This window comes from Candidatus Velamenicoccus archaeovorus (assembly GCF_004102945.1).
Taxonomy (GTDB): Bacteria; Omnitrophota; Gorgyraeia; order Velamenicoccales; family Velamenicoccaceae; genus Velamenicoccus; species Velamenicoccus archaeovorus.
Map to the genome: position 1 here is coordinate 1073424 of NZ_CP019384.1, position 26993 is coordinate 1100416.

The 26993-nt window shown below is 54.4% G+C and carries 27 protein-coding genes and 3 tRNA genes; all 30 read right to left on the bottom strand.

Features of this window, described 5'->3' with window-relative positions; translation table 11 throughout:
* Nucleotides 1-487 precede the first annotated feature (487 nt).
* Nucleotides 488-573 (bottom strand) — tRNA-Tyr (locus BU251_RS04780).
* A gap of 126 nt (nucleotides 574-699) precedes the next feature.
* A tRNA-Thr gene (locus BU251_RS04785) sits at nucleotides 700-772 on the bottom strand.
* Between the two features lie 3 nt (nucleotides 773-775).
* On the bottom strand, nucleotides 776-1150 hold the full coding sequence (locus BU251_RS04790; RefSeq protein WP_128699753.1) for a group I intron-associated PD-(D/E)XK endonuclease: 375 nt from the start codon (nucleotides 1148-1150) through the stop codon (nucleotides 776-778).
* Nucleotides 1151-1190: 40 nt separating this feature from the next.
* Nucleotides 1191-2123: an NAD(P)H-hydrate dehydratase gene (locus tag BU251_RS04795; RefSeq protein WP_128699755.1), complete on the bottom strand. Its 933-nt coding sequence runs from the start codon at nucleotides 2121-2123 to the stop codon at nucleotides 1191-1193.
* Nucleotides 2017-2355 carry a holo-ACP synthase gene (gene acpS / locus BU251_RS04800; RefSeq protein WP_128699756.1) on the bottom strand — a complete coding sequence of 113 codons (339 nt, stop codon included), beginning with the start codon at nucleotides 2353-2355 and terminating at the stop codon, nucleotides 2017-2019. Before acpS ends, BU251_RS04795 begins: the two co-directional genes overlap by 107 nt.
* 10 nt (nucleotides 2356-2365) lie before the next feature.
* Nucleotides 2366-3094: a pyridoxine 5'-phosphate synthase gene (locus BU251_RS04805; protein WP_320416939.1), complete on the bottom strand. Its 729-nt coding sequence runs from the start codon at nucleotides 3092-3094 to the stop codon at nucleotides 2366-2368.
* Between the two features lie 69 nt (nucleotides 3095-3163).
* The gene (locus BU251_RS09590) at nucleotides 3164-3289 is read right to left on the bottom strand and encodes a hypothetical protein (protein ID WP_275405385.1); all 126 of its coding nucleotides are present in this window, start codon (nucleotides 3287-3289) and stop codon (nucleotides 3164-3166) included.
* 55 nt (nucleotides 3290-3344) lie between these two features.
* Nucleotides 3345-4139, bottom strand: a complete 795-nt coding sequence (gene cdaA, locus BU251_RS04810) for a diadenylate cyclase CdaA (RefSeq protein ID WP_128699760.1) — start codon at nucleotides 4137-4139, stop codon at nucleotides 3345-3347.
* Entirely contained in the window at nucleotides 4139-5344 is a 1206-nt protein-coding gene (gene folP / locus BU251_RS04815; protein ID WP_128699762.1) for a dihydropteroate synthase, read from the bottom strand. The genes cdaA and folP overlap by 1 nt, the downstream gene beginning before the upstream one ends.
* A gap of 7 nt (nucleotides 5345-5351) precedes the next feature.
* Nucleotides 5352-7211, bottom strand: a complete 1860-nt coding sequence (gene ftsH, locus BU251_RS04820) for an ATP-dependent zinc metalloprotease FtsH (RefSeq protein ID WP_228767776.1) — start codon at nucleotides 7209-7211, stop codon at nucleotides 5352-5354.
* A gap of 38 nt (nucleotides 7212-7249) precedes the next feature.
* Nucleotides 7250-8272, bottom strand: coding sequence for a tRNA lysidine(34) synthetase TilS (gene tilS, locus BU251_RS04825; RefSeq protein ID WP_128699764.1), 1023 nt, complete (start codon nucleotides 8270-8272; stop codon nucleotides 7250-7252).
* Nucleotides 8273-8301: 29 nt separating this feature from the next.
* Nucleotides 8302-8781, bottom strand: a complete 480-nt coding sequence (locus BU251_RS04830; RefSeq protein ID WP_128699766.1) for a hypothetical protein — start codon at nucleotides 8779-8781, stop codon at nucleotides 8302-8304.
* Between the two features lie 41 nt (nucleotides 8782-8822).
* A complete protein-coding gene (locus tag BU251_RS04835) occupies nucleotides 8823-9245 on the bottom strand; it encodes a type IV pilin protein (protein ID WP_164908872.1) in 423 nt (140 codons plus the stop codon).
* A gap of 87 nt (nucleotides 9246-9332) precedes the next feature.
* Nucleotides 9333-10028, bottom strand: a complete 696-nt coding sequence (locus BU251_RS04840; protein WP_128699769.1) for a DUF3108 domain-containing protein — start codon at nucleotides 10026-10028, stop codon at nucleotides 9333-9335.
* A gap of 459 nt (nucleotides 10029-10487) precedes the next feature.
* Nucleotides 10488-10564, bottom strand: a tRNA-Met gene (locus tag BU251_RS04845).
* Between the two features lie 418 nt (nucleotides 10565-10982).
* Nucleotides 10983-12944 (bottom strand): tetratricopeptide repeat protein, encoded by a 1962-nt coding sequence (locus BU251_RS04850; protein WP_128699771.1) that lies wholly within the window; start codon nucleotides 12942-12944, stop codon nucleotides 10983-10985.
* Nucleotides 12945-12978: 34 nt separating this feature from the next.
* A complete protein-coding gene (locus tag BU251_RS04855; RefSeq protein WP_128699773.1) occupies nucleotides 12979-13779 on the bottom strand; it encodes a dihydropteroate synthase in 801 nt (266 codons plus the stop codon).
* A 29-nt stretch (nucleotides 13780-13808) separates the two neighbouring features.
* Complete coding sequence (locus BU251_RS04860) at nucleotides 13809-14786, bottom strand: acetyl-CoA decarbonylase/synthase complex subunit delta (RefSeq protein WP_228767777.1); 978 nt, start codon at nucleotides 14784-14786, stop codon at nucleotides 13809-13811.
* Entirely contained in the window at nucleotides 14771-15526 is a 756-nt protein-coding gene (locus BU251_RS04865; RefSeq protein WP_128699775.1) for an ATP-binding protein, read from the bottom strand. The genes BU251_RS04860 and BU251_RS04865 overlap by 16 nt, the downstream gene beginning before the upstream one ends.
* A gap of 234 nt (nucleotides 15527-15760) precedes the next feature.
* Nucleotides 15761-17692 carry an ASKHA domain-containing protein gene (locus BU251_RS04870; protein WP_128699777.1) on the bottom strand — a complete coding sequence of 644 codons (1932 nt, stop codon included), beginning with the start codon at nucleotides 17690-17692 and terminating at the stop codon, nucleotides 15761-15763.
* 78 nt (nucleotides 17693-17770) lie between these two features.
* Nucleotides 17771-19111: an acetyl-CoA decarbonylase/synthase complex subunit gamma gene (gene acsC / locus BU251_RS04875; protein ID WP_128699779.1), complete on the bottom strand. Its 1341-nt coding sequence runs from the start codon at nucleotides 19109-19111 to the stop codon at nucleotides 17771-17773.
* Between the two features lie 2 nt (nucleotides 19112-19113).
* Nucleotides 19114-20244 carry a nickel pincer cofactor biosynthesis protein LarC2 gene (larC2, locus tag BU251_RS04880; RefSeq protein WP_128699780.1) on the bottom strand — a complete coding sequence of 377 codons (1131 nt, stop codon included), beginning with the start codon at nucleotides 20242-20244 and terminating at the stop codon, nucleotides 19114-19116.
* Nucleotides 20241-20915 (bottom strand): nickel pincer cofactor biosynthesis protein LarB, encoded by a 675-nt coding sequence (gene larB / locus BU251_RS04885; protein ID WP_128699782.1) that lies wholly within the window; start codon nucleotides 20913-20915, stop codon nucleotides 20241-20243. The genes larC2 and larB overlap by 4 nt, the downstream gene beginning before the upstream one ends.
* Nucleotides 20912-21214 (bottom strand): helix-turn-helix domain-containing protein, encoded by a 303-nt coding sequence (locus BU251_RS04890; protein WP_128699784.1) that lies wholly within the window; start codon nucleotides 21212-21214, stop codon nucleotides 20912-20914. Before BU251_RS04890 ends, larB begins: the two co-directional genes overlap by 4 nt.
* Before the next feature lie 11 nt (nucleotides 21215-21225).
* Nucleotides 21226-21735, bottom strand: a complete 510-nt coding sequence (locus BU251_RS04895; protein ID WP_128699786.1) for a polymer-forming cytoskeletal protein — start codon at nucleotides 21733-21735, stop codon at nucleotides 21226-21228.
* Nucleotides 21704-22174 carry an MgtC/SapB family protein gene (locus BU251_RS04900; RefSeq protein WP_128699788.1) on the bottom strand — a complete coding sequence of 157 codons (471 nt, stop codon included), beginning with the start codon at nucleotides 22172-22174 and terminating at the stop codon, nucleotides 21704-21706. Before BU251_RS04900 ends, BU251_RS04895 begins: the two co-directional genes overlap by 32 nt.
* A 170-nt stretch (nucleotides 22175-22344) precedes the next feature.
* Nucleotides 22345-23343: a tRNA (adenosine(37)-N6)-threonylcarbamoyltransferase complex transferase subunit TsaD gene (tsaD, locus tag BU251_RS04905; protein ID WP_128699791.1), complete on the bottom strand. Its 999-nt coding sequence runs from the start codon at nucleotides 23341-23343 to the stop codon at nucleotides 22345-22347.
* Nucleotides 23344-23352: 9 nt separating this feature from the next.
* Nucleotides 23353-24246, bottom strand: a complete 894-nt coding sequence (locus tag BU251_RS04910) for a divergent polysaccharide deacetylase family protein (RefSeq protein WP_164908873.1) — start codon at nucleotides 24244-24246, stop codon at nucleotides 23353-23355.
* On the bottom strand, nucleotides 24239-25561 hold the full coding sequence (locus tag BU251_RS04915; protein ID WP_128699794.1) for a S41 family peptidase: 1323 nt from the start codon (nucleotides 25559-25561) through the stop codon (nucleotides 24239-24241). The genes BU251_RS04910 and BU251_RS04915 overlap by 8 nt, the downstream gene beginning before the upstream one ends.
* Complete coding sequence (gene gatB / locus BU251_RS04920) at nucleotides 25558-26988, bottom strand: Asp-tRNA(Asn)/Glu-tRNA(Gln) amidotransferase subunit GatB (protein WP_128699796.1); 1431 nt, start codon at nucleotides 26986-26988, stop codon at nucleotides 25558-25560. Before gatB ends, BU251_RS04915 begins: the two co-directional genes overlap by 4 nt.
* Nucleotides 26989-26993: the final 5 nt, after the last annotated feature.

Consider the following 26993-nt stretch of genomic DNA (forward strand, 5'->3'; position numbering starts at 1 on the left):
CATTGCGGGAGTCACATTAATGTATCACTGCCCGCCGTAGGCGGGTCCGCCTTCGGCGGAAACTACTCCCGCAAAGAAATGAAATCGGAATACACTTTGGTTGTGGCGCTGGATTTCGCTGCATGGCTTTGTCGCCATGCGACGCGAAATCCGCATCCCTACCTGCCTGGCCTTTGGCCAAGCGGGCGTTTTTCCCTCTGCCGGGGAAATACACTAAGGTGGTGGCGTCGGAACAATCTGTTTCGCTTATCGCTCCACAACGATTGTTCCGGCATCCACCATTTTTTTGCTCTGTCGCTTTACAACAAGGTGGTGGCGTCGGAACAATCTGTTTCGCTTATCGCTCCACAACGATTGTTCCGGCATCCACCATTTTTTTGCTCTGTCGCTTTACAACAAGGTGGTGGCGTCGGAACAATCTGTTTCGCTTATCGCTCCACAACGATTGTTCCGGCATCCACCATTTTTTTGCTCTGTCGCAAAAAAATGGTGGACGGGAGAGGATTCGAACCTCTGAAGCATGTGTGCAGCAGATTTACAGTCTGCCCCCTTTAGCCACTTGGGTACCCGTCCAAATTTTGACAGGCAAGGTATTTCTACCTTGCAAAATTTGCCCCGAAGTCTAATCCAAAAATCATCTCCAAACATGCTCAAGATAATTTTTGAATTGTCTTAGACAAGGGGCCGATATATTCAAAGAGCTGGCGACCCGAATCGAACGGGTGACCCTCTCATTACAAGTGAGATGCTCTACCTGCTGAGCTACGCCAGCAAATCACTTATCAAAGAAATCAAATCTGGCTTCATATCTGGAAGCCGGAACAATTTTCTCTTGCTGGTTATTTCTCGCCGGAATCAGGCGTATTTTAAAACTGCTCCTGTTGCTGATATTTTTAAGCGGTACAAAATAAACCTTGCGTGCTGCATCATGGTATGCCGCTATAATATCAACATCCAGCGGCGAATAATGAATAACTTTGTGATTATTACAACTCCTTAGGGGGATCTCAAGAATTCCGTTTTTGGCAGAGACATATTTGACTTGGACTTTTTTATAGATACCGTTCTTTTCCGCCACCATATCAAATCTATGATCTTCTCCCCAGGGGACAAGAACATGGAAACCCCTCTGCTTGAGCAAAAAAAACATAGGCTTCGGCGATATCACCCTTGAGCTTTGTTTCTGCCATTTAACGGCACCTCTTGAACGCCTTCGGCAAATAGTCTATCACATCAGAGGCGATCATCCCCGGCTGCGTCTTCTCTTTGGCGGCCAAATCGGCAGCCAAGCCATGAATATAAACGGCGCGGCATGCCGCCTCAAAAGGCTCCATCCCCTGCCCCAAGAAAGCCGCAACGATCCCGGAAAGAACGTCACCGCTCCCGGCTGTCGCGAGACCCGGATTGCCCGTTGTGTTTTCATAGAGCCGGCCGCGGGAAGAACACACCACACTCCTGGGCCCCTTCAAAATCAGGGTAACATTGTAACGAAGAGAAAAATCTTTTGCAACTTCTTTTCTGGCTGCCGGCGCGGCGACAATCCGACGGCCGCAGAGACGTTCCATCTCCCCGGGGTGCGGTGTGAGGACAACAGGATGCTTCAATCCTCTCAGGATGCCCAAATGCCCCGCCATGGCATTAAGGCCGTCGGCATCCACGACCACCGGCGTCGAGGCACGTCTCACCAGAGAACGTATCAATGCCTGCGTGGAAGGATGACGCGACATGCCGCAGCCAACCAGAAGACAATCAGATTTTTTCAAGACCGGCACGAGCTGCGGCAACGCCCTTTCAGAAACACTCTGTTGAGCCGTCGAACGCAACGGAAGCGTCACGACTTCCCTTACACCGCAAGCAATGACACCCTGGAGGCTCTCAGGAAAAGCGAGGGTCACGTATCCAGCACCGGATCTCATGGCGGCCCCGGAACACAAAAGAGCGGCGCCCGTATAACTCCGCGAACCGGCCACGATCAGGACATGCCCGTAATCGCCTTTGTGCGTTTGCTTCTTACGATCAAAGAATAGCGCTGGCCACAGCATAGTGATCCGTATGGGACAAGGAGAGGGCGATAGAAGTCTTTCTATTCTTGATGCGGCAGAAAGGCCGCCCGTTAACATCATTGATGATCTCGATATCACGAAAGTTCAGCTTCGGACTGTTCCCCAGGGCCTTGAAAATCGCCTCTTTGGCCGCAAAACGTGCCGCCAAATGCTGGAGCGGATGACGCTTGCTCCTGGAATAAGCCAGTTCTTTCGCAGTATAAACACGCTTCAGGAAAACATCCCCCCAGCGTTTTACAGCCCGGTCAAGTTTCTTGATCTCGACGATATCGATCCCGCTGCCTCTGACCATGCACCCTCTTTTAGGATTTCCCGGCGTTCGTCACCAGGGCCTTCATCTGGCGGACCGCGCGTTCCAAACCCAAAAAAATGGAAAAACACACGATCGCATAGCCGATGTTCAACTCATGCATACCCTTCATCGACGCCACGGGGCAGACGTTTTCATAGTCCAGACCGTGGCCGGCATTCACGACCAGGCCCAGGTCGCGGGCGTAAGCCACGGCTTCCCGAAACTCCGCAAGCATCTTCTTTCGGGCGCCCGCCAACCGGCAGTCGGCATAACGGCCTGTATGCAGCTCGACCGTACCCGCGCCGACATCCCTGGCCATTTTGATCTGGCGGCGGCTCGACTCGATGAAAAGACTGACCTCGACATTCTTCTCTCTGAGCCTCGAGACCGCTCTCGCCACGCGCGTTCCATACCGAACAACGTCCAAGCCCCCCTCCGTCGTCAATTCCTGGCGGCGCTCGGGCACAAGGGTCGCTTGATGCGGTTTGAGACGACAGGCAATCCCGACGATCTCATCCGCAATGGACATCTCCAGGTTAAATTTTTTCGTGACGGTCTTACGCAACGCAAAGACATCGACATCCTGGATATGCCTGCGGTCTTCGCGCAGATGCGCCACAATGGAATCAGCGCCTGCATTCTCGCAAATCCTGGCGGCAAAAAGAAGATCGGGATAGGGCGCACGGCGCTGCTGCCTGAGCGTCGCGATATGGTCTATATTGACTCCTAAAAGAGGCACAACAATCCTTTCTCCGCAAGGGTCAAACCGGCATCGAACCGCCGGAATCGCGCTTTCACAGAGACGGCCCTATTTAAATTCTCCGTTAACGTAAAGGTAAACGACGACCGCAAGGATCAAAGCGAGGACCTTGTATAAAGGGTAATACGTGAACCATTTTTTGAAATCTTGCAGTATCTTTTTCAGCGTGCCCATAAACGTTCTCCGTAATGCTTGTGGCCCCTCATCCGCGGCGGACGAGAAAAATACGTCAGGACACAGCGTGTTTCTTCGTCTGGACGAGCTGATCGCGCAGGGCCTGCGAGAATTCCTCGCGCGTCAATCCCTGCGTCAGCCGTCCGCCGACGGCCAGAGAAACCAACCCCGTCTCTTCAGAAACAACCAGAACAACAGCGTCTGTCTCCTCGCTGATACCTAATGCCGCCCTGTGCCGTGTCCCCAGGGCATGGCTGAGATAGGGATTCTGCGCCAAGGGAAACAAGCAGCTCGCCGCCACCAAGGTGTTGCCTTGAATAATAACGCCTCCGTCGTGCAAAGGGGACGGCGGAGTAAAAATGGTTTCGATCAATTCCGGCGTTATCCGCGCCTGGATAAGGATGCCGCTGTTGATATAGCCCTTGAGCCGGTCCTCGCGTTCGATGGCGACGATCCCCCCGATCCTCCTCTGGGACAGATAAAACAATGAGGAGCTGAGTTGGCGGATCAGGTCATCGACTTCCTCCTCCTTCAATCCTGTCCCGAAAAGATGCGGTTGTCCCAACCGGGCAAGGCCGAATCGCAGCTCCGGCTGAAAGATAACGATAATAGCGATGACCGATATGGCAAATAATTTCGTCAGGATCCAATCGAGGGTATTCAAACCCAGTTTTTGGGCCAGAAAGAACGCGATGACAAGGATAAAAATACCTTTCCAGACCTGACCGGCGCGAGTCCCCTCGAAAAAAATCATGATCCTGAAAAAAACAAACCACAGGATCGTGATCTCAATGACCGGCTTCAATACAGACCAATAGATGTTGACGAATTCAACAATGCTGTTCCACATCAACTGCACCTTTTGTGAATGGCGTCCGCGACGCGGACGACTTGCTTGATCTGACGGACATCATGCACCCGCACGATATCCGCGCCTCCGGAGATAGCGGCGCAGACTGCTGCAGCTGTCCCCCAAAGTCTCCCGGAAACTCCTGCATTGAGGATCCTGCCGATGAACCACTTGCGGGACACCCCCACGAGGATCGGCCGGCCGAACATCCTCAACTCAGAAAGCCTCTCAATGATCTCAATGTTATGGGAAAGCGTTTTGCCAAAACCAATGCCCGGATCGATTATTATTTTATCTTGCCGGATACCACTATCAAGTGCTTTTTTTATTGAATCATCCAGGAAACCTGTGATCTCCCCCATGAGGTCGTCATAATGGGGGGATTCCTGCATCGTGCGAGGGGTCCCTTTCATGTGCATCAGGACAACGGCCGCCCCATAACGGGCCACCAGCCTGGCCATCTTCTTATCGCCCCTGAGAGCCGAAATATCATTGACGATACCGACGCCGCAATCCAGGGCCGCATGGGCCACTTCGCTCTTGGTCGTATCGATGGAAAGAGCAACCCGCAGGGACTTTGCAAACAATTTAACGAAAGGCAGGACACGCTTCAATTCTTCTTTTGCAGAAACAGGTCTGGAGCCGGGACGGCTGGATTCTCCTCCGATATCGATGATGTCGGCGCCCTCCTCCGCCATACTGCGGGCAAGACTCAACGCCCGCTGAGGAGAAGCCCCCAGCATCCCGTCGCCGCTGGAGGAGTCTGTTGTGGCATTTAGAATGCCCATGACCAGGGTCCTGCGACCTAAACGCAGATGCCGGCGACCCAGATGAAGCGGCACTCTTCGGTCTGCCGAACGGGCAAGGCACAAGCGGACTTCCTGCCCGAGCTCGGAAAGGCCAAACGGCTGTTTCTTTAATTTGGAGGACAGCGACGCATACTGGGAAAAGGTCCCCAAAAGAAGACAATCGGTATGCCTGTCGGTTCCGGTGATCGAGCCGCGGCTCAGGGCGGCGTCCCCGCCGAGAGAAAGCATCTCCTGCTTGAGGATATTGGCACAGAAACCGGGGAGGTGCGAGACTTTGACGATACGCAGGAAGGCCTTGGGGCGCATGATCTTCATGCCGCCCCCATCGACGCCGATACGCTTGAATTCCTTCAGGAGATCGGCGGAATTTTTCAAAGCGAGAACGCGTGGAACCATAGGCGGCTTACAGCGCGAAGCCCAGCAGTTTTTTGACTTCTTCGGCATCCATGACTTCGCGTTCCCGCAAAGTATTGGCCAAAAGCGTCAACTTGTCTTTATTCTGCTCCAAAAGGAGTCTTGCCCGATCGTAGCATGAATCGATGATCGCCTTGATCTCATCATCTATGATCTTAGCGGTCTCGTCGCTATAATTGCGTTCTTCCGAAAGATTTTTGCCCAGGAAAATCAACCCCTGACGATGGCCGAGGGTCAGATAGCCGATCTTTTCAGACATGCCGAATTCACACACCATGCGCCGGGCCATTTGCGTCGCGACTTCGATATCGTTCTCGGAACCCGTCGTGATATCCTGGAAATAAAGATTCTCGGAAGCGCGGCCGGCCAACAAGACCGTGATGCGGCCGATCAGTTCGCTTTTCATCATGATGTAACGGTCCTGCAAAGGCAGCTGGAGCGTATAGCCGAGGGCTGCCACGCCGCGAGGAATGATGGAAACCTTGTGCAGCGGATCAACCTCCGGCGTCAAGAGGGAGACAAGCGTATGCCCCGCCTCGTGAAAGGCCACTATCTCTTTTTCTTTAGGACTGATCACGCGGCTCTTGCGTTCAGGCCCGGCGACGACACGTTCTATGGCCGCCTCCATCTCTTTTTTGCCTACGGCCTCCTTGTCATAACGCGCGGCAAGCAGAGCAGCTTCGTTGCAAAGGTTGGCCAGGTCCGCCCCGGAAAAACCCGGCGTCTGCCTGGCGATGGCCTCGAGACCGACATCAGCCGCCAGCTTGATGTTCGCGGAATGCACTTTCAGGATCGCCTCACGTCCTTTGATGTCAGGCCGGTCAATAACCACATGCCGATCGAAACGGCCGGGCCTCAATAAGGCGGGATCAAGCGTATCGGGCCTGTTGGTCGCGGCAATAAGGATGATGCCCTCCTGCGGATCAAATCCGTCCATCTCCACGAGAAGCTGATTCAGGGTCTGCTCCCTCTCGTCGTGGCCGCCGCCGATCCCGGAAAACCGCAGACGGCCGACCGCATCGATCTCGTCTATGAAAATAATCGCGCCCCGGCCAAAGGTCTTTGCGGCCTTGCGGGCCTGCTCGAAAAGATCCCTGACGCGCGACGCGCCGACGCCGACGAACATCTCGACAAAGTCGGATCCGCTGATGTTAAAGAAAGGGACGTTGGCTTCCCCGGCGACAGCCTTGGCGATCAATGTCTTGCCGCAACCCGGAGGGCCCACAAGAAGCACGCCTTTGGGAATCTTGCCCCCAAGACGCTGGAACTTCTTGGGATCCTTAAGGAACTCTATGACCTCCTGGAGTTCTTCTTTGGCCTCGTCGACCCCGGCCACATCGGCAAAAGTCACCTTCTCCTTGGGCTCCGTCCCCAAGCGCGCCTTCACTTTGCCGAAAGACCAGATCCGGTTGCCCACCTCGGCCCCCCGATAGCTGAAATACCACAAAAAGGCGATAAAAAGGACAACGGGACCCAGAGAAAACAAAAGATTCGTCCAAATCGTCCGGGCCGGCTTGACCTGAAAATCAGGCGCATGAGTACGCAGGAGCGCCAAGAGGTCTTTGTCGTCAGGGGGGATATTGACAAAAAAACGCGAGCCATTCACGAACTCCCCCTGGAGGATGTCTTCGGACATCGTGACAACCTTGAGCCGCGACGGTTCCTCTGTCAAGACACGATAGAACTCGGTGTATGAAAGCTCTTTGCGGGCCACCCCATTGTTCTGCAAAAGCCCCATCAGATAAAGGGTGCCGACAATAAAAAGGATCCACACGAAAACAGAAAGATTGTTCTTCTTAAATCTTTGTGCAGGAGACTGTTTCATTTTACGGGGATTGGATTTATTCATGGTTTTCCTATTATAACCTAACGCGTCTTAAAAGCAAATCATCTTTTGGCACAAACTTTTCTCCGGGAAAGGCGGTGACGGCGAGACTTGCGGCAAGCGAAAGAAAGCGTACAAGCCTCCTTGGACACAACCACGCCTCCCGGCAGATGGACCTCGGATCCGGCAGGGCGCCCAAACAGCAACTCTTCCAATTCGAGAGAATGCCGGAACCCGAGCAGGCCGGGAATCCCCGTCAACGACGAAATCGCCATCCGCACAACCATGCGCCTCAACGCTATATCCAGCGACTTCAACGGTTCTTCTGCTATCATCAGCTGTCCGGCGACCGAGCGGCCGTGTCCCTTAAGGAAATCCCAGGCACGCTGTTCCAAATAATCATAATCAGCGCCCACGGACAAGGCCGTATTCACAAGCACTCCCCTGACATTGGCATTGAATTCTTTCTCAAGAAAAGGAAGAAGTCTAAGTCGGATTTTATTGCGCAGGTAAACTTCTTCTTCGTTCGTTTCATCCACCCGGTAATCCAATCCCTCTTTCTTGAGATATCGAAGGACGTCTTTCCTGGAAACGCCGATCAACGGCCGGACAATCTTCAGCGCCCCCTGCCGCCTCACGGGCAAGACGGCCATCAACCCCCACAATCCGCTGCCGCGCACAAGACGCATCAAAACCGTTTCCGCCTGGTCGTCGCGCGTATGCCCCAATGCCATCGCATTCGCGCCCGTGTCCGCGGCAATCCTTGTCAGAAAATCATAGCGTGCCCGGCGCAAAAAATCCTCGGAAAGACGGCTTTTCCCTTTATGTTTCAAACGCTCCGTGAAAAAAGGATACCCCAGGCTTTCAGACAACTGCCTGACAAATGCCACATCGCGCCCGGAGTTCTTGCGGATGCCGTGATCAAAGGAAGCGACGGAAATTTCCAAACCAAGGGCCGCCTGGAGGCGTTTCAGAACACTCAGGAGCGCAACGGAATCCGGCCCGCCGGAAACAGCCGCCAATACCTTATCTTGCGGCGCAAACATCCGATAGGTTTCGACAGTCTTCTTGACGCATGCGTACATGGTTACATCCCCACTATTCTAAGCCGAGGTCAAGCCGGAGGGACACCGTATTTGAATTGGCGGACAATGTTGGGATGGGAAAAAAAATAGATCAGGCCGAGGTAATAAGAAAAAGACAAAACAATCCCTATGATCAGAAAAACGACGGGGACATCCGTCATGACTTCCTGTGCCAGGAAAACATTGAGACAGATATTGACCAAAAAGTTGATGAGATAAACGGACATGACGACGCGCAAGGTCTGACGCGCCCAGTCCTTCAGATGAAGAGCGCCGATCCCGCAGACCACCCACGCCAAAAAGATCAAAAGGTTCAGGATGGACGATAACCAAAAAACGGGCAAGGAGATCATTCCCACCGGCAAGACTGCCGCCACCTCCGGAAGGTTCCTCAAGCTCATCAGCGCCATGGAAAGGATCATGAGAAAAGCGTTAAAAGCGCCGAAGGCGATGAGGGAAATCGAAAAGACAACGACTCCCTTGGAACGGGTAATGAATTTATAAACCACTAATTCTCCTCATTGAGGCCGCCGCAGAAGACCGGCGGGGTTCAAAGCAACTGCACACACTGGGTCGTATTAGCCGTGAAATTACCGCCGGCCGTAATATTGAAACGGCAGCTGACGGCCTGAAAGCTTTCCAGGGTCGTCCTTATTGCAGTGGCAACAGGGACGGTGGCGCCGCTAAGGTCTGTCCCCCCAAGGACCGAATAGGAAAAATACTTTGCCGGCGGGAGATTGATGTCCAAACGGCTGCTGTCGCTGGCATAGACGGCGTAACTGACAGCATACCTCAATTGCGCACGGCGCAAGGCGCCCAGTATCGTCTTGGCCTCATTCACTCTAGCCCGCTCAGCCCCTTTGATCAATAAAGGCAAGGCGATACTGGCCAGAACAGTCATAATGATGACGATCGCGACGAACTCGATTAACGTAAAACCTTTAGGCTCTATGACTAGGGGCTTGCGCGCCATCTCCTCCATTATGGAGGAATTTTATCACATTCTTAAAAAAAGAGCAACGCCGAAAATATGAAGGCCTCTGCCTGAAGCGTCCCTCTTTCAGCTGGCTTCTGCACCGGCCGCAGGAGGAAGCACGCGATCTTTCATCTGCAAGGTGTAACCGAAGCCCCCGAGCCCCTTGATCACCAGGGGGACCCTTGAAGCATCGCTGGAAATCCATATTTCAAACTTACGGGGTTCGCTGATAAAATGATAGGCCTTGTATTTTTTGCCGGAGACTTCAATGTCATCCAGCGACGCCAAGGAAACCTTGTAGACATCCGGCAAACGGATTTCGTAGGACCATCCCGGCGCCAAATGCTCTACGCGGCGCAAATAAAAAGGCAACAGGACCGCATTATGGATCGGGCCGTCGGCCGTAAACTTGTACTCTTTGACCTGTTTCCCATCGATGTATTTCCGGATGACCAAGGTATGCTGCGCTGCCGCATATTCTTCCGTGAGATTTTCTTTGGAAAAGACCCAAGAGATGTCCCGTTCCACCCTGACCGGCAGCCCGGTCTCCGGATCCGCGTAGATCTTCTCTAAGTCGTCGAAGCCCGGCATGACCGTCCTGAAGGTGATAAGCTTGAGTTTGCGTCCTTCAAGATCGACCAGCCCCAGGTCGCGATATTCTGCGCGACCGATAGGAGAAATCGCATACGCGATCTCTTCTCCTTTATATCCCGATGGAAAAGCCGTGCTTGCGATGCACAGAAACGACAAGAAGAATAATGTGCTGCGCCTTATTTTCATCGCCGCCTCCCTGCGTTCCTGTATGCCCCCTTTATAACAAAACCCCGCCAGGACCCAAGGCCTCTGACGGGATGATTGAGAGCCTTGTCGTTTGTCCCTCGATATATCGCTTGCGTTTTTTGCCTACTCCGGCAAAAAACTCTGCGCAATCATCGGGACAAAATTTGCAAGGAAAACTCTCAAATACCAATTTTGGCGACAGGGAATATTTTGCCGCCGATTCCTTCAATCGCTCTCCCGGCGAAGCTGCCCCTCGTTTCCAAAAATAGATCAGACAGAAACTCGGGACAAAATTTGAATGAAAAAAGATCAAACAAATTTTGGTGGCGGAGAGTGCCTGCCGGCAGGCAGGGATTTTTGAGCACCTCAATATCCCATCCAGCGAAATCCCGCCTCGGCCTCCGGCCGAAGCGGGGAAACCACCCTCGCTCAAATGACGATGCTCTCTATGACAAAAAGTGGTGGCGGAGAGTGGATTTAAACCACCGACCAAGCGGGTATGAGCCGCGTGCTCTATCAGGCTGAGCTACTCCGCCATAAAGCCATTCCAATGTCAAAACAAAATGAATACCGGGCAACCCCGTCCTTCGCCAAAAACGAAAAACCACAAGTCAACCCATATTCCCCGGTCTGCCCTGTGGGCGCCGCCCGCGAAGACAGGCATCAGACTGGGTCCTTCGACGCGCTTCGCTTGCTCAGGACTCCCTTCGGTCGCTACTCCGCCGATATTTTCAAAAATTCTCGAGGACACCTCTCTGGCACCCGACTATATTATACTGAAACCCCGTATTTGACAAGAAAATTCAACCCATTCGTCACCCTCCCAAGCCCAAAAACATACTTGGGGATTTGCTCAGGGTTGATCCTGAGGCTGCGCCTGTCGGGGCGCCGCCGAACGTATCAAAAGACGAACAACGACGAATTCCGGTTTGGAAAAACCAGCACTTCCCTGTTTCATCTGCCAGACCCTGACTCAAGATCCCGGACTCTTTGAAAATACTGCTCGGCCCTCGCCCGGTCTCCATGATTACCGTAGAGGGCCCCCAGATTCTCCAGCGCCTCCACACAACCAGGATCCAAAACAAGGATCCTTTCAAACAACAGCCGCGCTTCATCAAAATAGTCCAGTGAAGCCAAAACCACGCCGCCTTTCAGAAGGACGGCTTCATCATCCGGCCTAAGGGCCAGCAAGGGCTGCAAAATACCCAGGGCTTCGTCAAAGCGTTTCTCGCTGATAAAAACATCCAGGAGAGCGGTATATGCCAGCGCAGAATCCGGATTCAAAACAGACGCCTTCCTGAAACAAGCGACGGCATCTTCTCTCCGTCCAAGCCCGAGATAAGCCTTGCCGAGATTGAAATAGGCTTCATCCGAATAGTCATTGATCTGAAGCGCCTGACGGAACAACACGGCCGCCTCCTCCAGATGTCTGCGGCCGCGCGCTATTTCCACCAGGCCGAGATTATTATATGCCTGAAAAGCGCCGGGATTGATACGCAAAACCAAGCGATAGCACTCTTCGGCCTTGTCCATCCGGCGCTGCCCATAATGGATATTGCCGAGCAAAAGGAGCGCATCCCAGGCGCCGGGCTCCAACCGCAAGGCCTCCAAGGCATGTTGCCTGGCCAGGGCGTTATCGCCTTTCTCGGCATAGGCATAAGCGACATTAAGATGCGCGGCAGAGACCCCGGGGTATTTTGCCAATACATCTTCCCACAGAGAGATACTGTCATGCCAGACAAGCGCGCGCTGAAAAGTCAGAGTTGAAAGCAAACAGACGAAACCTATTCCTATCGTCACCAAGAGGACCCTCAAGACCCGGCGGCCGCTCAACCGCGACACCCATAACCTCCGGACGTATGCAGCCGCGAGATAGAATATGCCAAGGGCTGCGATGTACACATAACGGTCGCTGACGGCATAGGATGCCCGGGCGGCCAGAACGGGAATAAGACTCAAAACAAAAAAGCCGAGCGAGAATGCAAAAATGCCTCGCCCCCCATCGCGGCGCAGGACCACGTAAAAATATCCCAGAAAAAGCAGCGATAGGAGACATGGCCAGACAGTAAAAAGAAAACCCTGCGCATAAGGATAAAAACATGACAGGCGGACAGGCCAAAGGATCATAAAGATATAAATCAGGATCCGCTGGAGCCATTCCAGCGGCATGGAGGATACGCTGTACTGGGCGTGAAACCAGCACAAGGCGGCATAATTAAGCAGGATCATCAAGAACGAAATGACAAAAAACGGTATCTTGTCCCACCAGGAAAGGAGCGGTTTCTTTTCGAGCGCGGCGTCGAAAAAGAACAAAAGCAGCGGGAATGCGATCATCATGGGCTTGGCCATCAAGGAGAGAGCAAAAAGAATCAGGGACGCATAATAGAGGGCGCGGGGGCGCGCCAGACGGTAAAGCACATATGTGACGGCGGCGGCGAGGAAGAAAAAGCCGTAGAGCAGGTCTTTTTGCTCCGTCACCCATGCGACCGATTCTACCCGGAGAGGATGAATGGCGAACAACACAGCCACGAACCAGGCAAGGAAAATATCCTTGCGCAGGAGAAAAAAGAGCCAGAAGACAAAAAAGGCATTGATGAGATGCAACAGAAGACTGACGGCGTGATAACCTCTGGGATCCAGGCGGAACAAACGGTTTTCCAGGGCAAAGGCAAGGAAGGACAAGGGTTTATACTGGACCCTCTCGAACGAGGTGAATATTTGAGGTATCTTTTCTGGAGTAAAATTCTTCGCGCGCGGGTTCTGCGTCAAATAGACATTGTCGTCCCAATTCACAAATCCGTTATGAAGAATAGGCCGGAAAGAAACATAAGTCAGAACGGCCAAGAGCGACAAGAGCACAAAAATGGCGGCTCTGTCGGAACGGGTGCATCGCTGTTCTGCTGCCGGGTCGGCCATCTTGATGAGCGGTTGGGAAAGCGGCTCCTCATACCTAAGATTTGAGTTTGCTCTTCAGGTACGCCTCGATATAGGAATCACAGTAGATCGCCTTGTTGAGGATCAACGCACCCGTGATCAAAGACCGCATCAGCTCCTGGTCCAGGGGATCAAGGATGGCCGCCTCAAGCCCGGCGGCCTGCGCCATGACCAAAAATGTCCTGTTGATGATCGAGCGGTTCTTCGATCCTTGGGAGATATTGCTCAACCCCACGACGCTCTTGACCGCGGGCGTCGTCAATAATTTAAAATCACCGATGACGCGCAGGATATCCTCAAGCTGGTTCTGGGCGACGTTGACCGGCAGAAGAACCGGGTCCAGATATAATTCGGCAGCGTCAAGACCGGCGCCGGCTGCGCGCTCAAGGATAAAAGCCGCCAGTTCCAGGCGCCTCTCCTTGTCCTGAGGCACGCCTTTCTTGTCGACGGTCAACGCGATCAAAGATGCGCGGTGTTTCAAGGCCAAAGCCAGATAGGCGTCGAGCTTGTCGGTGTCTGCCGTCGTGGAATTGATGATCGCCTTGCCGCGGCATGCCTTCAATCCTTCCTCGATCACCGCCTGTTTTGTGCTGTCCAGGCATAAAGGCACGGCGACCTCGGACTGGATCGCCTCCACGAGCCACCGCATATCCTGCACGGGGTCCTTCGACAATGGGCCACAGTTAACATCCAGGGCATCCGCGCCTGCTTCGACCTGGCGGCGGGCCAACGTCTTGATGGCGGAGGCGTCCCGTTCCGCCAAGGCCTCCCTGACGTTACGATACATCCCATTGATCAATTCGCCGATAATATACATAAATAAGCTGTGAGTCGTAAGCTATAAGTTCAAGACTGGGCCTTCTTCATCAATTCCTGGATTTCAGACTTGACGATCTTGATGGCCTGCGGATGTCTCATCGTCAGGATGTCTGCGCCTGCCTGCAGACAAGACATGGCCGTGACGACCTCCCACATAATGCCCCTTTCTCTCTGGTCTCCCCACGCCGGGGATTCGCTTGCGGGGACTTTCGCCTCCTTGGCGCGCCAGCTCTCCTGGCCGACAAAACAGATAAAAGGCATGGCCAGCATCCTGTCGCCCGAGAGCGCCGCGTTCCTGGCGCGCTCCATGATGGAATAGGCGTATTCGAGACCATACCCCAGAGCGCCGATCGTAGGATTGATGATGATGCGGTCCAGGGGCATCCCCAGATCGGAGATCAGGATATTCAGCTGTTTGGCGATATTCACGTCGATCGGCGATTCGGCAATGATGTTGTGGCCGTCGGCGATGCAGGCGGCCGTCAATGTCTTGTAATTTTCCTGAACGGCATCGCCGAAAAGCAGGCGCTCCCCCTTCGTCGCCTCCGAGACAAGCGGCAGGACCTCGTTATCCCGACCCGCCTCGCCGCATCCCAGAACGATCAGAGGTCTATCGACGGCGCCAAGGATCTTTGTGACCAGATTTACGGCCTGGCCTGCCGATGTATTGGCACCGTCCGGATGGATGCCTGCAAGCTTGACGCAGACCAGGTCAGCCCCAATGTCTTCGACCATGGCCTTGGCCCATGTCACCGGATCTTTACTGATCCCCCTGAGATCGCGGCGCAGGGCCTCCGGCTCGTCGTCCTGAGGAACGTCAAAGATCTCGACGGCAATAAGCGGTGTATGCGGCAGGGCGCCTTCCTTGAATAAAAACGGCAAAGTCTCTTCGCCGCCTACGGTCAAAGTCACCTTGCGGCTGCCGCCCTCCTGTCGTCCGGCGCCTAACCGCATCTCACAGACAGCCTGGGACCATGTCGTAATCATCTTCAATTCTTCGGCCATATGACTTCTCCGGCTTTGACAATAGCCTGTCTCATTGCAGAATCCTGCGCCAGACATGACAAAGAAACGCCCTTGGCGGACAGATCCGAAACGGCGGCATCATAGGGAATGAAGAAAACCTTATCCAGTCTGCAGTCTTTTCCCATGCTTCCCGTATCTTTCGGCCCCTCGACTTTATTCACAAAGAGAAACCGCCTTTTGGAAGAAATCCCAAGCTCATCCGCCAGCTCAAAAATCCGTCCGGCGGAACGCAGGCCGACAGCTGTGGTATCGGACACGACGATCATCTCGGAGCAAGCCCGCGTGGTCTTCCTCGAAAAATGCTCAAGTCCCGCCTCGTTGTCGATAACGATATACCGGTAGTCGTCAATGAGCTTCGCCATGCAGTTGCGCAAGACGTTGTTGATATAACAATAACACCCGGGTCCCTCGGGACGCCCCATCACCAGAAGATCGAACCCTTCGCTCTCGGTGATGCCGGTATGGATCCTGTATTCGATAAAGGCGTCCTTGCCCATATTCTTGGGTACGGACTCTGGGTTCTTTGCGACCTCATCGACGATATCCGCGATCGTCCCGACGTCTTTCAATCCCAAAGCGTCGCATAGATTGCTGTTAGGGTCGGCATCAACGGCCAGAACGCCCCCTTGCGCCTTCCTGGCCAGATCAAGGACCAGAAGAGCCGAGATCGTCGTCTTGCCCGTCCCCCCTTTGCCGCCGATCACGATCACATCATTCATCGTCGCACCCAAAATCTTGGAACAGCCATCAATTGTACTGTTTAAATGTCAAGCCTACACCCACAACCAAAATAACCAATCACCCTGCCTGCCGGCAGGCAGGCAAGAAACAAATCACAAACAAATTCCAATATCCAATAATCAAATAAAAAATCCGCCTTTTTGTTTGGTCGTTCGAATTTGGTGATTGATTATTGTTTGGTCATTGTATCTTGGAATTTGATCATTCTTTTTTTAATACTTTACGCTTGGAAACCTGCCGGCGTCGGTATGCGGAAAGAAAAGCGCCGCCATATATTCGTCCATATACGCGGCATCCGTCGAAAGCTCAAAATAAGTAATATTGCCTGCGATCCGGTCGCATGCCTGCGCGGCGTCACGGGACAAAAGGACCTCCCTGGCGCCCGCCAGAGAACTGTTCCCGACAAAGACATACCTCTCGCGCGGCAAATCCGGGATCAGGCCGATAAAAACGGCGCTCTCCACGTTCAGCGACGTGCCGAATCCGCCCGCGACAAAGACCCTGCGGATATCGCCGGCCTTCAATTCCATGTGCCTGACCAGAAGCGATACCGCCGAATAGATGGCCGCTTTGGCCCTTTTGAAATTATCAAGGTCGGCGTCGGTCACCACGATGTCATTGTCAAGCCCTGCCTGAGGACCGGAAACCACAACAAACTCATAGCCGGCTGAAGACGGCCGCAGACGTGAATGGGCCTTCTCTCTGTTGAGCTTACCGTTCTTGTCGACCACACCGGCGCGCAACAACTGCATCACCAGATCGATATAGCCGGAGCCGCAGATGCCCCGCGGCTTGTCGCCGCCGATCGTCGTATAGGCGACATCGAGGGACTCAGGATCGACGTGGACCGCCTGGATGGCGCCGCGCACGGCACGCAGACCGCATGCCATGCCGCTACCCTCGAAAGCAGGGCCCGCCGATGCGGCGCAGCTGATCAGCCATTCGTTATTCCCCAGGACGATCTCTCCGTTCGTCCCGATGTCGATCAACAACTCCAAATCCTTGGATTTGAAGATCTCGCACGACAAGACCCCTGCCGTGATATCGCCGCCCACATAACTGGAGACTCCCGGCAGGCAATAGAGGACACCGTGAGGATTGATCTTGAGGCCGGCCTCCGCCGCCCTGATCGCAGGGATATAATTCGCCGTCGGCACATAAGGCGCCTGGCGGATATGCGACGGGTCTATGCGCAACAGCAGGTGGATCATGGTCGTATTTCCGGAGACGCAGACGCACGTCACATCGTTCAAGTCTACATCGTGCTCTTCGATAAAAGACTCCGCCATCTCATTCAAGACATCGACGACCGCATGGTGAAGTTTCTCCAAGCCATCGGCCGCCTGGGCATAGATGATCCGCGTGATGATATCCGAGCCAAACGTCGCCTGCCGGTTATAGGTCGCCTTTGTCCCCAGGACCTTCTTGTGCGTCAAATCGACCAGCTGTCCGGTGATCGTCGTCGTGCCGATATCGAAAACCAGGCCGAAATTCTTCTGCGAACTGTCCCCAGGCTCAATGGCGAGGATCTCATAAACCGGCCCTTTTGCGGCCACGGCCACGGTCACACTCCAGGAACTGGTACGCAATAACTCTCCCAGCTTCCTTAAGTTCGCCAGGCCCGTATGCAGGGGCGCGTCGCCGATCTTCTCCTGGACGGCCCGACAGACACGCTCCAGATCGCTCAACTTGTCGTTGAAATCCGGCGCAGGCAGCTCAAAATGGAATTTTTCCACCAAAGGCCGGAACGCAAACACCTCTTGCGTCAACCCCGGCTTGGCCTCCTGAATATCTTCTGCCGGCGCATAGATACCCCGCAGGCGCAAGGCGAGCTCCTCGCGGCTCAAAGCGCTCAGATCCAGGCGGGACTCCGGAAAAATCTCGACTGTCAGATCGGATTCCGCCAATGTCTGACATGCCAGATAGACGCCGGCATTCCTGTCTTGCGGAGCAATGCGGCCCGATGGCTCGGCATGGACCTTGCCGCTTTTGACCAGGACGCGGCACTTGCCGCAAACCCCGTCGCCGCCGCAGCTGGAATTCAGATGGATGTGGGCGGTAAGGGCCGCGGACAAAAGGCTCGTCCCCCGGTCCACGACGACCTTCTTGTTATCCGGCAAAAATGTGATGATACACTTGTCCATCGTCAAACCCCTAATCCAAAAAGGACAGGTCTCCGCATGGCTCCTCCGATAGAATCGGGTAACCACATAAAAGAGAACCTATCCTTGCGCAAGGTTCTTTAAAAACACAGGCAACCCCGAAGCCTCGCGCGGCCCGACCACGACGCGCCAGCCCGACTTATCCTCCAGGTCCCCGCTCATCATGGCCACGTATCCCGGGATCACAATGCTCTTGTGCCGCACCGTATCCGCCAGCTTGAATTTCGTCAGCGTATCGGCGATCTGTTCGGCTCCGAATTTTTCCGCGGCCCAGGCCGTCAATACGGACATCCCCTCGGTATCCATGCACAACAGATAGCATGGCCGGCGGCTGGATTCGATCTCACCCAAGACCGTGTAATACGTCAGGGAGAAATTCGTCGTCACAAGCAAAGGCGAATCCTGCGAAACAGCCCCGACAGGATAGACGTTCGGCTCGACCTGGAGGGGCTTCTGCGGATCCGTATAAATATTCTGCCTCAGCGTCAACAAAGGCAGGATGTGCTCCGGTTTCGTCGTCCTCACCAATAAGATGCTCGCATATTTGGCGATGTAGGCGGCGGCCTGGCAAACGGCCTCGCTTTCCACGGCGGTATTCACGACCACCATCGTCGGGAATCCAAGACTGCGTTCGCCTTTTTTCAGGCTCAATCGCCTGATCTGGGTCAACTGCCACAGCCGCTCTGTCGTTGTATTTTCGGGAATGTCCAGGACAAGATCCGCAAAGCCGGCCTGGGCCGCTTTCTTTGTCGCGGCAGAAAATTCCTCAAGACTGGATGCCCGAAACGCCAGAGGAACATGGGACTCCTTGCAGACGGTAACAAAAGCCTCAAGATCCGTCGCTTTCGGGCAATAAACCAGAGGCCGCTCGGACGCGCAAAGACGGAGGGCGGCCTTCAACGTTTCCGCAGAACAAGCCATCAGGACAAGCGGCAGGGAAACAGCCGCGCGTATGCGCCGAAGCTGTTCCACAAAAACCTCCGTCCTGGCGCTTGTGTTGCGCAGCGCGACCAGCTCGACGCCGATCTGTTGGCCGACGCGCTCAAACCTTAAAGACCGTATCTGTCCCAGCGTCCGGTCAAGCTCAGCTACAGGCAGATCGTCTTCCACAATCAACCCGATTGCCGTCGGGTGGTGGAATTTTTCTTCGTGACGAAAGAGGACGGTCTCCTGGCCTACGGCCACACGCCTCTCGCCGGTGCCGATCTCGACGAGACGGATGGCAGGCAGGGAAGCTTCCTCAAGTTTGAGCCGCACCGATTCGCCGACAGACGGACACTTGTCCAAGCTGACGGCTTTCTTGGCCAACTGCATCGCAAAAGCCAGGCACGTCTGAAAACCGCACTTCTTGCAGTTGGTCTTGGGCAAAAGCTTATAAATATCCAATCCCGACAAAGCCATCTCTATGTCCTCTTCTTGACAAATTCCATGATCTCCTGCAGGGGCCGTCCGGTCCTTTTGGCCGCCCGAAGGCAGTCTTCGTATTCCGGAAGGCTGCGCCGCGAACCATCCGGAAGAACAACTGTTTTGATCTTCAAGGTCTCGCCGGCCACCCTCACCTTGCCGCAGGAACGCGGCAATTTGATGCGGCTGACAGGATAATAACGCAAACCGATCGTGGTTGTTTCGCGAAAGACGATGTCAGATATCTTATCGAAATTACTCGCATCTGACAAGACCGTCAGCAAAATTCCCGGCCGAGACTTCTTCATGATGACGCCCTGCAGAGAAACATCCAAGGCCCCCGCTTCAAGCAGGCGCTCGCACACATAAGCATATATCTGAGGCTGGGTGTCGTCGATATTCGCCTCAAGGACCAGCACCGTGTCGCTCTCAAGGAAGCGCTTTGCGGCATCAAGCTCCGCAATGCGCAGGACGTTGGCCATGCCCGGCGGATCAGCCGTGCCTGCGCCGTAGCCGCATCTGCCGTAAACAAAACGTTCCTGCACCTGTCCGGATGTCTGCGTCCCGAGCGCCCTGAGGATCGCCAGGCCCGTCGGCGTCACGTTCTCAAACGGCCAGGACGTAAAATAGACCTCCTGTCCCTCCAGCATGACCGAGACGGCAGGAGCGATCTTCAACCCCAGAGGAATGGCGGAATACAGCAGGCGCGATGCCCTGCACGCATCCATACAGATACAGGCGGCAGCAATATCCACGAAAGAGTCGACCTCGCCGAGCTGATGGAAACGCATGTCATGATGCGCGTGGCCGTGGACGCGCCCCTCGGCGGCCTTCAGCGCCTCATAAACCTTGACCATCCGTTCCTGGACGCCGCGGCCCAGGCGGCTCGTCTTGATGAGTCGCATAATCTCCTGATAAGAAAAATTTTTCTCACGGCGAACAACCACATCAAACCGTAAAGCATTCCCATGCCCCCTCTGGACACGATGGGTCTTCACCGTGTAGCCGTCTAAGTCGATCTTTCTGAGCCCGCGGCGCACGCAGTCCAGGTTGACACCCATATCAATAAAAGCGGCGACCGTCATGTCGCCGCTGACTCCTCCCAAGAGATCGAAATAGACCGTTTTCATCTGCGAACCACCAATCCGGCAAAATAGCCGGCGCCGAAACCGTTGTCGATATTCATGACCGCGATCCCCGGAGAACAGCTGTTGAGCATCGTCAGTAGAGCCGACAGACCTTCGAAGCTCGATCCATAACCGCAGCTCGTCGGAACGGCGACGACCGGACAGCTGACCAAACCGCTCACGAGGCTCGCCAGCGCACCCTCCATCCCTGCGACGACGATGATGACGGCGGCCCGGTGCAGAACATCCATCCTGTCCATCACGCGGTGCACGCCGGCAACGCCAACGTCATAAAGCTTGCGCACGGATACACCCATGAGCTCCAGGGTCAACGCCGCCTCTTCTGCAACAGGGATATCACTCGTCCCTGCCGTCACAACAAGAACCTCGCCTTTGGCGGCTGCCGGGGACCGGAGCCCCTTGCGGAAAGCCGCCCGGGCCTTCTCGTTGTAAGAAAGACCTTTTAATTTCGGTTTCAGGAAAGCGTAAGCCCGGGGTTCCAGGCGCGTCAACAAAAGCGGAGTTTCCCGGTCCCGATCGAGCTCGCGCGCGATCTTGAAGATCTCCTCTTTTGTCTTCTTTTGACAAAAGATGACCTCCGGGAACCCCCGTCTCGTTTGCCTGCCCGTATCCACGCAGGCAAAACCAAGGTCCACGTAGGCCTGTTTCTTCATAATTTGACGATAAAATAAAGGAGGAAGAAGATGACGATCAGGGACAGGATATAAAAATCGTTATGATAGATAAAATCTCTGACTTTCTCGATCAAAGTCCCCTCGATGGTGACGAGCGACTGGTTGGGCTTGATGCCGGGCCGGACCTGGTCCAATTGCTCTTTTTTGAACCGCAGATAGACGCCGCCGACTTTATAGGCGGGGATCACCCCGCTCTCAGCCAGTTCGACGACTTCTTTTTCCGTGATATTGAGATAGCTGGCCACCTCACGGATGGTCAGCAGTTTATGGGTTGCCATGGACTAATGCCTTAACCGATCTTTCCGGCGGATATCCACTCGTCTATCTTTTTACGCTCGAACTTCCAATCGTTCGATTCCTTGAACGCGGGGATCTTACCGCTGTTGGCCCACTCGAGGATGGTATTGAGGTCCACCTCCAGATAACGGGCCAAGGTTTCTGTGTCGAAAATATCTCCCAGCATGGTACACCGCCCCTGAAAGACAGCCCCTTCGTTAATGTGCAACGATGGCGTCTTGATATTGCCCTCGATAACGGCATGCTCCTTTAAATGGATCCTTTTGGTCGCGGTCACTTCGCCCTTGACGCGGCCGGCAACCTCAATGTCGTCACCGGATATGGCGGCATCCACCACCGCCTCCTCCCCGATCTCAAGAACACCCCGAACCTCAAGGGTCCCCTCAAACTTGCCGTTGATACGCAGGTGCACGGGCTCCTTGAAAGAAAGGCTGCCCTGCATAGCTGAATCGACAGTGATCACCTTGTCCTCAATCTCCTTCTTCCTGTCTCTTATGGCCATGCGGCACCCCCTTATTTAGCATCACCCTCTCGAATCCTCTTAAAAACAAGAGAACCAAAAGAACCAACAAGGTCACAACGACGGAGACCTTGAAGAACCCGCATCCGATGCTCAAACCCAACGCTGCCACAACCCACAGGCTCGATGCTGTTGTCAATCCCCGGATCCCCTCGGGGGAGCGGATGATCGTGCCGGCGCCGAGAAACCCGATGCCCGTGATGACACCGGCGGCAATCCGCGTCGGATCCATATTTGCTACAGATTTATATATATCAAAAACATGCAGCGATGTCAACATAATGAGGCACGACCCGACGCAAACAAGGATGTGCGTACGCAACCCCGCTTGGTGACGGCAAATTTGGCGTTCCAGCCCGATCAGGCCGCTTAACACAAAAGCGATCAAAATCCTGAGTACCATTTCATTGTCTGTGATCATGCAATCCTCCTTAATTCCGCCTCTGGCGGAATTAACTCCGAGTGTAGCTGAAAAATTTCTGGTTGCCCGTCCGAGCTCTGCGAGGACTGGTCGCAGGCATAAATTGTCAAGATGCTTACACGGGGAACAACGTCTCTTTAGATTTCCTTAATTCTCATATGTCTTTATCCCTACCCCATCAACGTATCCAGGCACGCCCGCTTGCTGCTTTTGCCGGCCTCAAGCAGACGAACGCCAAGGCTCGCCACCATGGCAGCGTTGTCCAGACAATATGCTTTCGGCGCCAGCCGAAGCTCTATATTCCTCTGGCGCGTCTCTTCCTGAAGCCGGGAACGCAATGCCGTGTTGAACGCGACCCCTCCGCCCACAGCCAAAAGCCTGCTGTGGCTTTTTTGCGCCAAGCGGCAGGCCTTGCCGACTAGGTCTTCGACGACTGCAGACTGGAATGACGCGGTCAGGTCCGCGACCGTCGCCGGAGAAAGCCTGCCATACAGCTTTTTTAAATCCCGGGCTTTATAAAGAACGGCTGTCTTGATGCCGCTGAAACTGAAATCAAACCCCGGCCCGCAATCGCAGCGGAACCGGAATGCTTCACTGGAGCCCTTGCGGGCTGCCGCCTCGATGGCCGGTCCTCCGGGATACCCCAGGCCGAGAATCTTGGCCACTTTATCAAAGGCCTCGCCGGCGGCATCGTCGCGGGTCGACCCTACCAGTTTCTCGCGGCCGATACCTGTGACCTCGTAAAGACTGGTATGCCCGCCTGAAACAACAAGACCCGTGAAGGGGAAAGATATCCCGCTTCCGATAAAAGCGGCGTAAAGATGGGCCTGTAAATGATTGATGCCGATGAGCGGAACCCGCCAGGCCAGGCTGAGTGCCCGCGCAAAAGACAACCCCACAAGCAGAGAACCGATCAGGCCGGGCCCCTGAGTGACGGCAATAGCATCCATCTCGCCGGCCTTCAGGCGGGCCTTTTCCATCGCTTCGCGCACGACCGCGCAGATAAATTCCATCTGGGCGCGCGAAGCGATCTCCGGGATGATCCCGCCATAGGGCGCATGTTGCGCCAAGCTTGAGGCGACTACATTGGAAACGACATCTCCGGCGCCCCGCACCACAGAAGCGCCTGTCTCATCGCAGGATGTTTCGATACCCAAAACGTTCAACAATGCCCCCCCTCAAGGGTTTTTGACGGCATCCGATACTTCTATAAATTCATACCCTTGTCTCTGCAGAAAAGGGATCATTTCCTTCAAAACAGCGATAGTATTGGGACGGTCGTGCCCGATGCCGACGGCCACGCCGTTCTGCCGGGCCAAATGCGCCAATTTCATCAGCTGTTCACGGATCGATGCCGGATCAGTGCTGTTATCGAGGAAAACGTCCCGGCTGGCGAATTTCTCATGCAAGGTTTTGGCGACCGAACGAGCAATACTCTTGGGCGCCGTCATGCTGTCCACAAAAAATAAATCACGGTCTTTAAGATATCCCAGGACGATACGCATCATGCGCGCATCCCCCGTCGCCTTGGAACCCATATGGTTATTGATCCCTTTGGCGTAAGGAATCTCTGAAAAGGCCTTGTCCAGGATATGGACGATCTGGGAGGCATTCATCGTCGTCAGAAGCGTATTCGCCTCCAGGCCGTACTGTTCCTTGTGAAGAGGCTCCATGGGCATATGAATAATCACTTCCTTGCCGTGAAAATGGGCCAATTCGGCCACTTTTTTGGAATATTCCTGGAAAGGCAAAATAGCCAAGGTCAGATGATAATTATTATCCGTTATGATGCTTTTGTTTTTCAGGCTGTATCCCCAATCATCGATGATCAGAGCGATCTTGCCGACAGCCGGAACCGGGACCGGCGCTTCCTCTCCAGCGGGTGGCAGGGGTTTCACTTCTCCAGGAAAGACTGCAGGAAACTTCCCGCCGGGCTTGGCGGCTGTGCGCGTCACCGCCGAAGGCCTCCTTACCGCAGGGGCCGGCCGTCGCAGAAGATAAAAAAGAATGAGTGACTGAAGAATGACGAGGATGGAAAGAAGCAGAATGACAAAATTCTTGGCGTTATTCATGAGACGCTTTCTTCCCTGCAGCATCCGGGCCAGCAGATGCCGCAGGCTTCAGCATCTGCTGGTAAACCTTGATCCCCTTGATGATGTCGACAGCGCGCGATAAAGCCTGATCGTGCTGGTAAAGCTTGGCCAAAGCGGTAGAATCCGTTTTCTTCTCAACGCCTTCAAAAATCTCTTCCAGCGTGGTTTCTTTTTCCGGGGCATCCATCTCTGCAGAAGATACCTCGGGAACGATCACGTCGGGCGTAACGCCCTTTTCATGGATCGAAGCGCCCAGGGGCGTGTAATAGCGGCTTGTCGTCAGCTTCAATGCCGAACCGTCACGCAAAGGCAGGACCGTCTGGACCGATCCCTTACCGAATGTCTGGGAACCGACAATGATGGCCCTTTTCTGGTCCTGGAGGCAACCGGCCAATATCTCGCTACCGGAAGCACTCCCTTCGTTGACCAAAACCACCAGAGGCATGTCTTTATAGAGCGGCCCCGAACGGGATGTAAAAACCTCGTCCTGCGAAGGATCGCGGCCCTTGATGGAAACGATCACCTCTCCCTTGGGGACAAAACGCTCAGTCACTTCCACGGCCTTATCCAAAAGGCCTCCCGGATTATTGCGGAGGTCGAGGATCAGCGCATTCATCCCTTTTGACTTGAGATCCGCCAAAGCCCGGTCGAAATGACGAGGCGTCTCTTCGCTGAATTCGACGAGTTTGATATAAGCGACACCCTGTTCGAGAAGCTGGGTTTCCTTGATATCCCTGATCTCGATGGTCGCCCTCGTGATCTTGAATGTCAAAAGCTTCGCTTCTTTTTCGCGCCAGACCGCCAAAGTCACCCCCGTCCCCGGCTTGCCGCGGAGCATCTTGACGGCCTGATTGAGCGTGACGTCCCTCAACACGGTGTCGTCGATCTTGACGATACGGTCATTGGGCTGCAATCCTGCCTCCCATGCCGGCGTTCCTTCGATCGGCGTAATGACGGTAACCAGGTGGTCCTTGAGCGTGATTTCGATGCCGATGCCCCCGAAATGCCCCGACGTGTCCGCCATCAAATCCTCATATTCTTCAGGCGTCAAAAACTGGCTATGAGGATCCAGGTTTCCCAGCAACCCCGCCAGCGCTCCGTAAATCAGATCTTTGGGCGGCACCTCGTCCACATAATGCGCCTCCACAAAAGCGAGGGCGTCAGCAAAAATTTCCAGTTCCTTATACGTCTCATTTCGGCGGGCCTGGTTGATGGCTGTCATGCCGAAATTCGCCACCGCCAGCGCAAGAAATACAGCCATGATCCACACACAGACCCTGAGGACCCTTTTCATGCCTTCAACCTTTCGATCAGCATCTCTCTGGCCGTCTTCGGATTGGCTTTGCCCCTGGACAGACGCATCACCTGGCCGACCAGAAACATCACGGCGTTTTCCTTACCGGCCTTGAAGTCATCGACGGATTTCTTGTTGGCGGCAATAACCTCTTCAATCACGGCCGACAGGCTCCCCGCATCCGAAACCTGGGCAAGATTCTCTTCTTCCACGATCTTGGCGGCGGGCTTGCCGCTCTCAAGCATTTCCTGCAGGACCTCTTTGCCGGCGAGTTGACTGATCTTGCCGGTTTCAACAAGATCAATAAGCTCTGTGAGAAAAGCGGGGCTCAGACGCAATCCTGCGATATCCTGCCCGCGGGAATTCATCTGGAACGAAACAGGCCCGATCAACCAATGGGCGATTTTTTTAGGGTTATCATAAAGCTTCAGGCATGCCTCAAAGAAATCCGCAAGGCTTTTGGCGGCCGTCAACGTCGCGGCATCCTTGTCGGAAAAACCGAAAGACGCGACAAAACGACCGCGCTTTTCTTTGGGCAGCTCCGGCAACCCCTGCCTCGCTTCTTCGATCTCGGAAGCCGAGATCACAAAAGGCGGCAGGTCGGGCTCCGGGAAATAGCGGTAATCATGCGCCTCTTCCTTGGACCTCATCGGTAACGTCATCTGTTTCTTTTCATTCCACAGCCGCGTCTCCTGAACGACAAGCCTGCCGTCGCCCAGCTCGGCCTCCTGACGCCTGATCTCATAATCGAGGGCGAGACGCACGGCGCGGAAAGAATTCATGTTTTTAAGTTCCGATTTGACGCCGAGGCCCGTGGTCCCGGCCGGCCTCAAAGAGACGTTCGCATCGCAACGCAGGCTCCCCTTCTCCATATCGCAGTCGGAAATATCCAGATACTGCAGGATCAGCTTCAGGTCTGTCAGGTAAGCATAAGCTTCATCAGGAGAGTGAAGGTCGGGCTCGCTGACGATCTCCAGAAGCGGCGTGCCGGCCCGGTTGTAATCCACGAGACTATCCGCGCCTTCCTCGGGATGGATCAATTTGCCGGCATCCTCTTCCAGATGCACGCGCTTGATCCTGATATGTTTCGTGCCGTCCTCCAGAGAAATATCAAGGCTTCCGTGCTCGGAGAACGGCATATCATATTGGGAAATCTGAAAATTTTTCGGCAGGTCAGGATAATAATAATTCTTGCGGTCGAATTTCGTGAATGACCGCACCTGACACCCCAGGGCGAGGGCGACTTTCAACGCAGCCTTCAAGGCCTTTTCGTTCAAGACGGGCAGCGACCCCGGCAAACCCAGGCAAACCGGACAGATATTCGAATTTTCTTTCGATCCGAAAACGTTGGCACAGCCGCAAAATGCCTTAGTCGCGGTTTTAAGCTGCACGTGGACTTCCAGGCCTATGACAGGTTCATATTTCATATTTT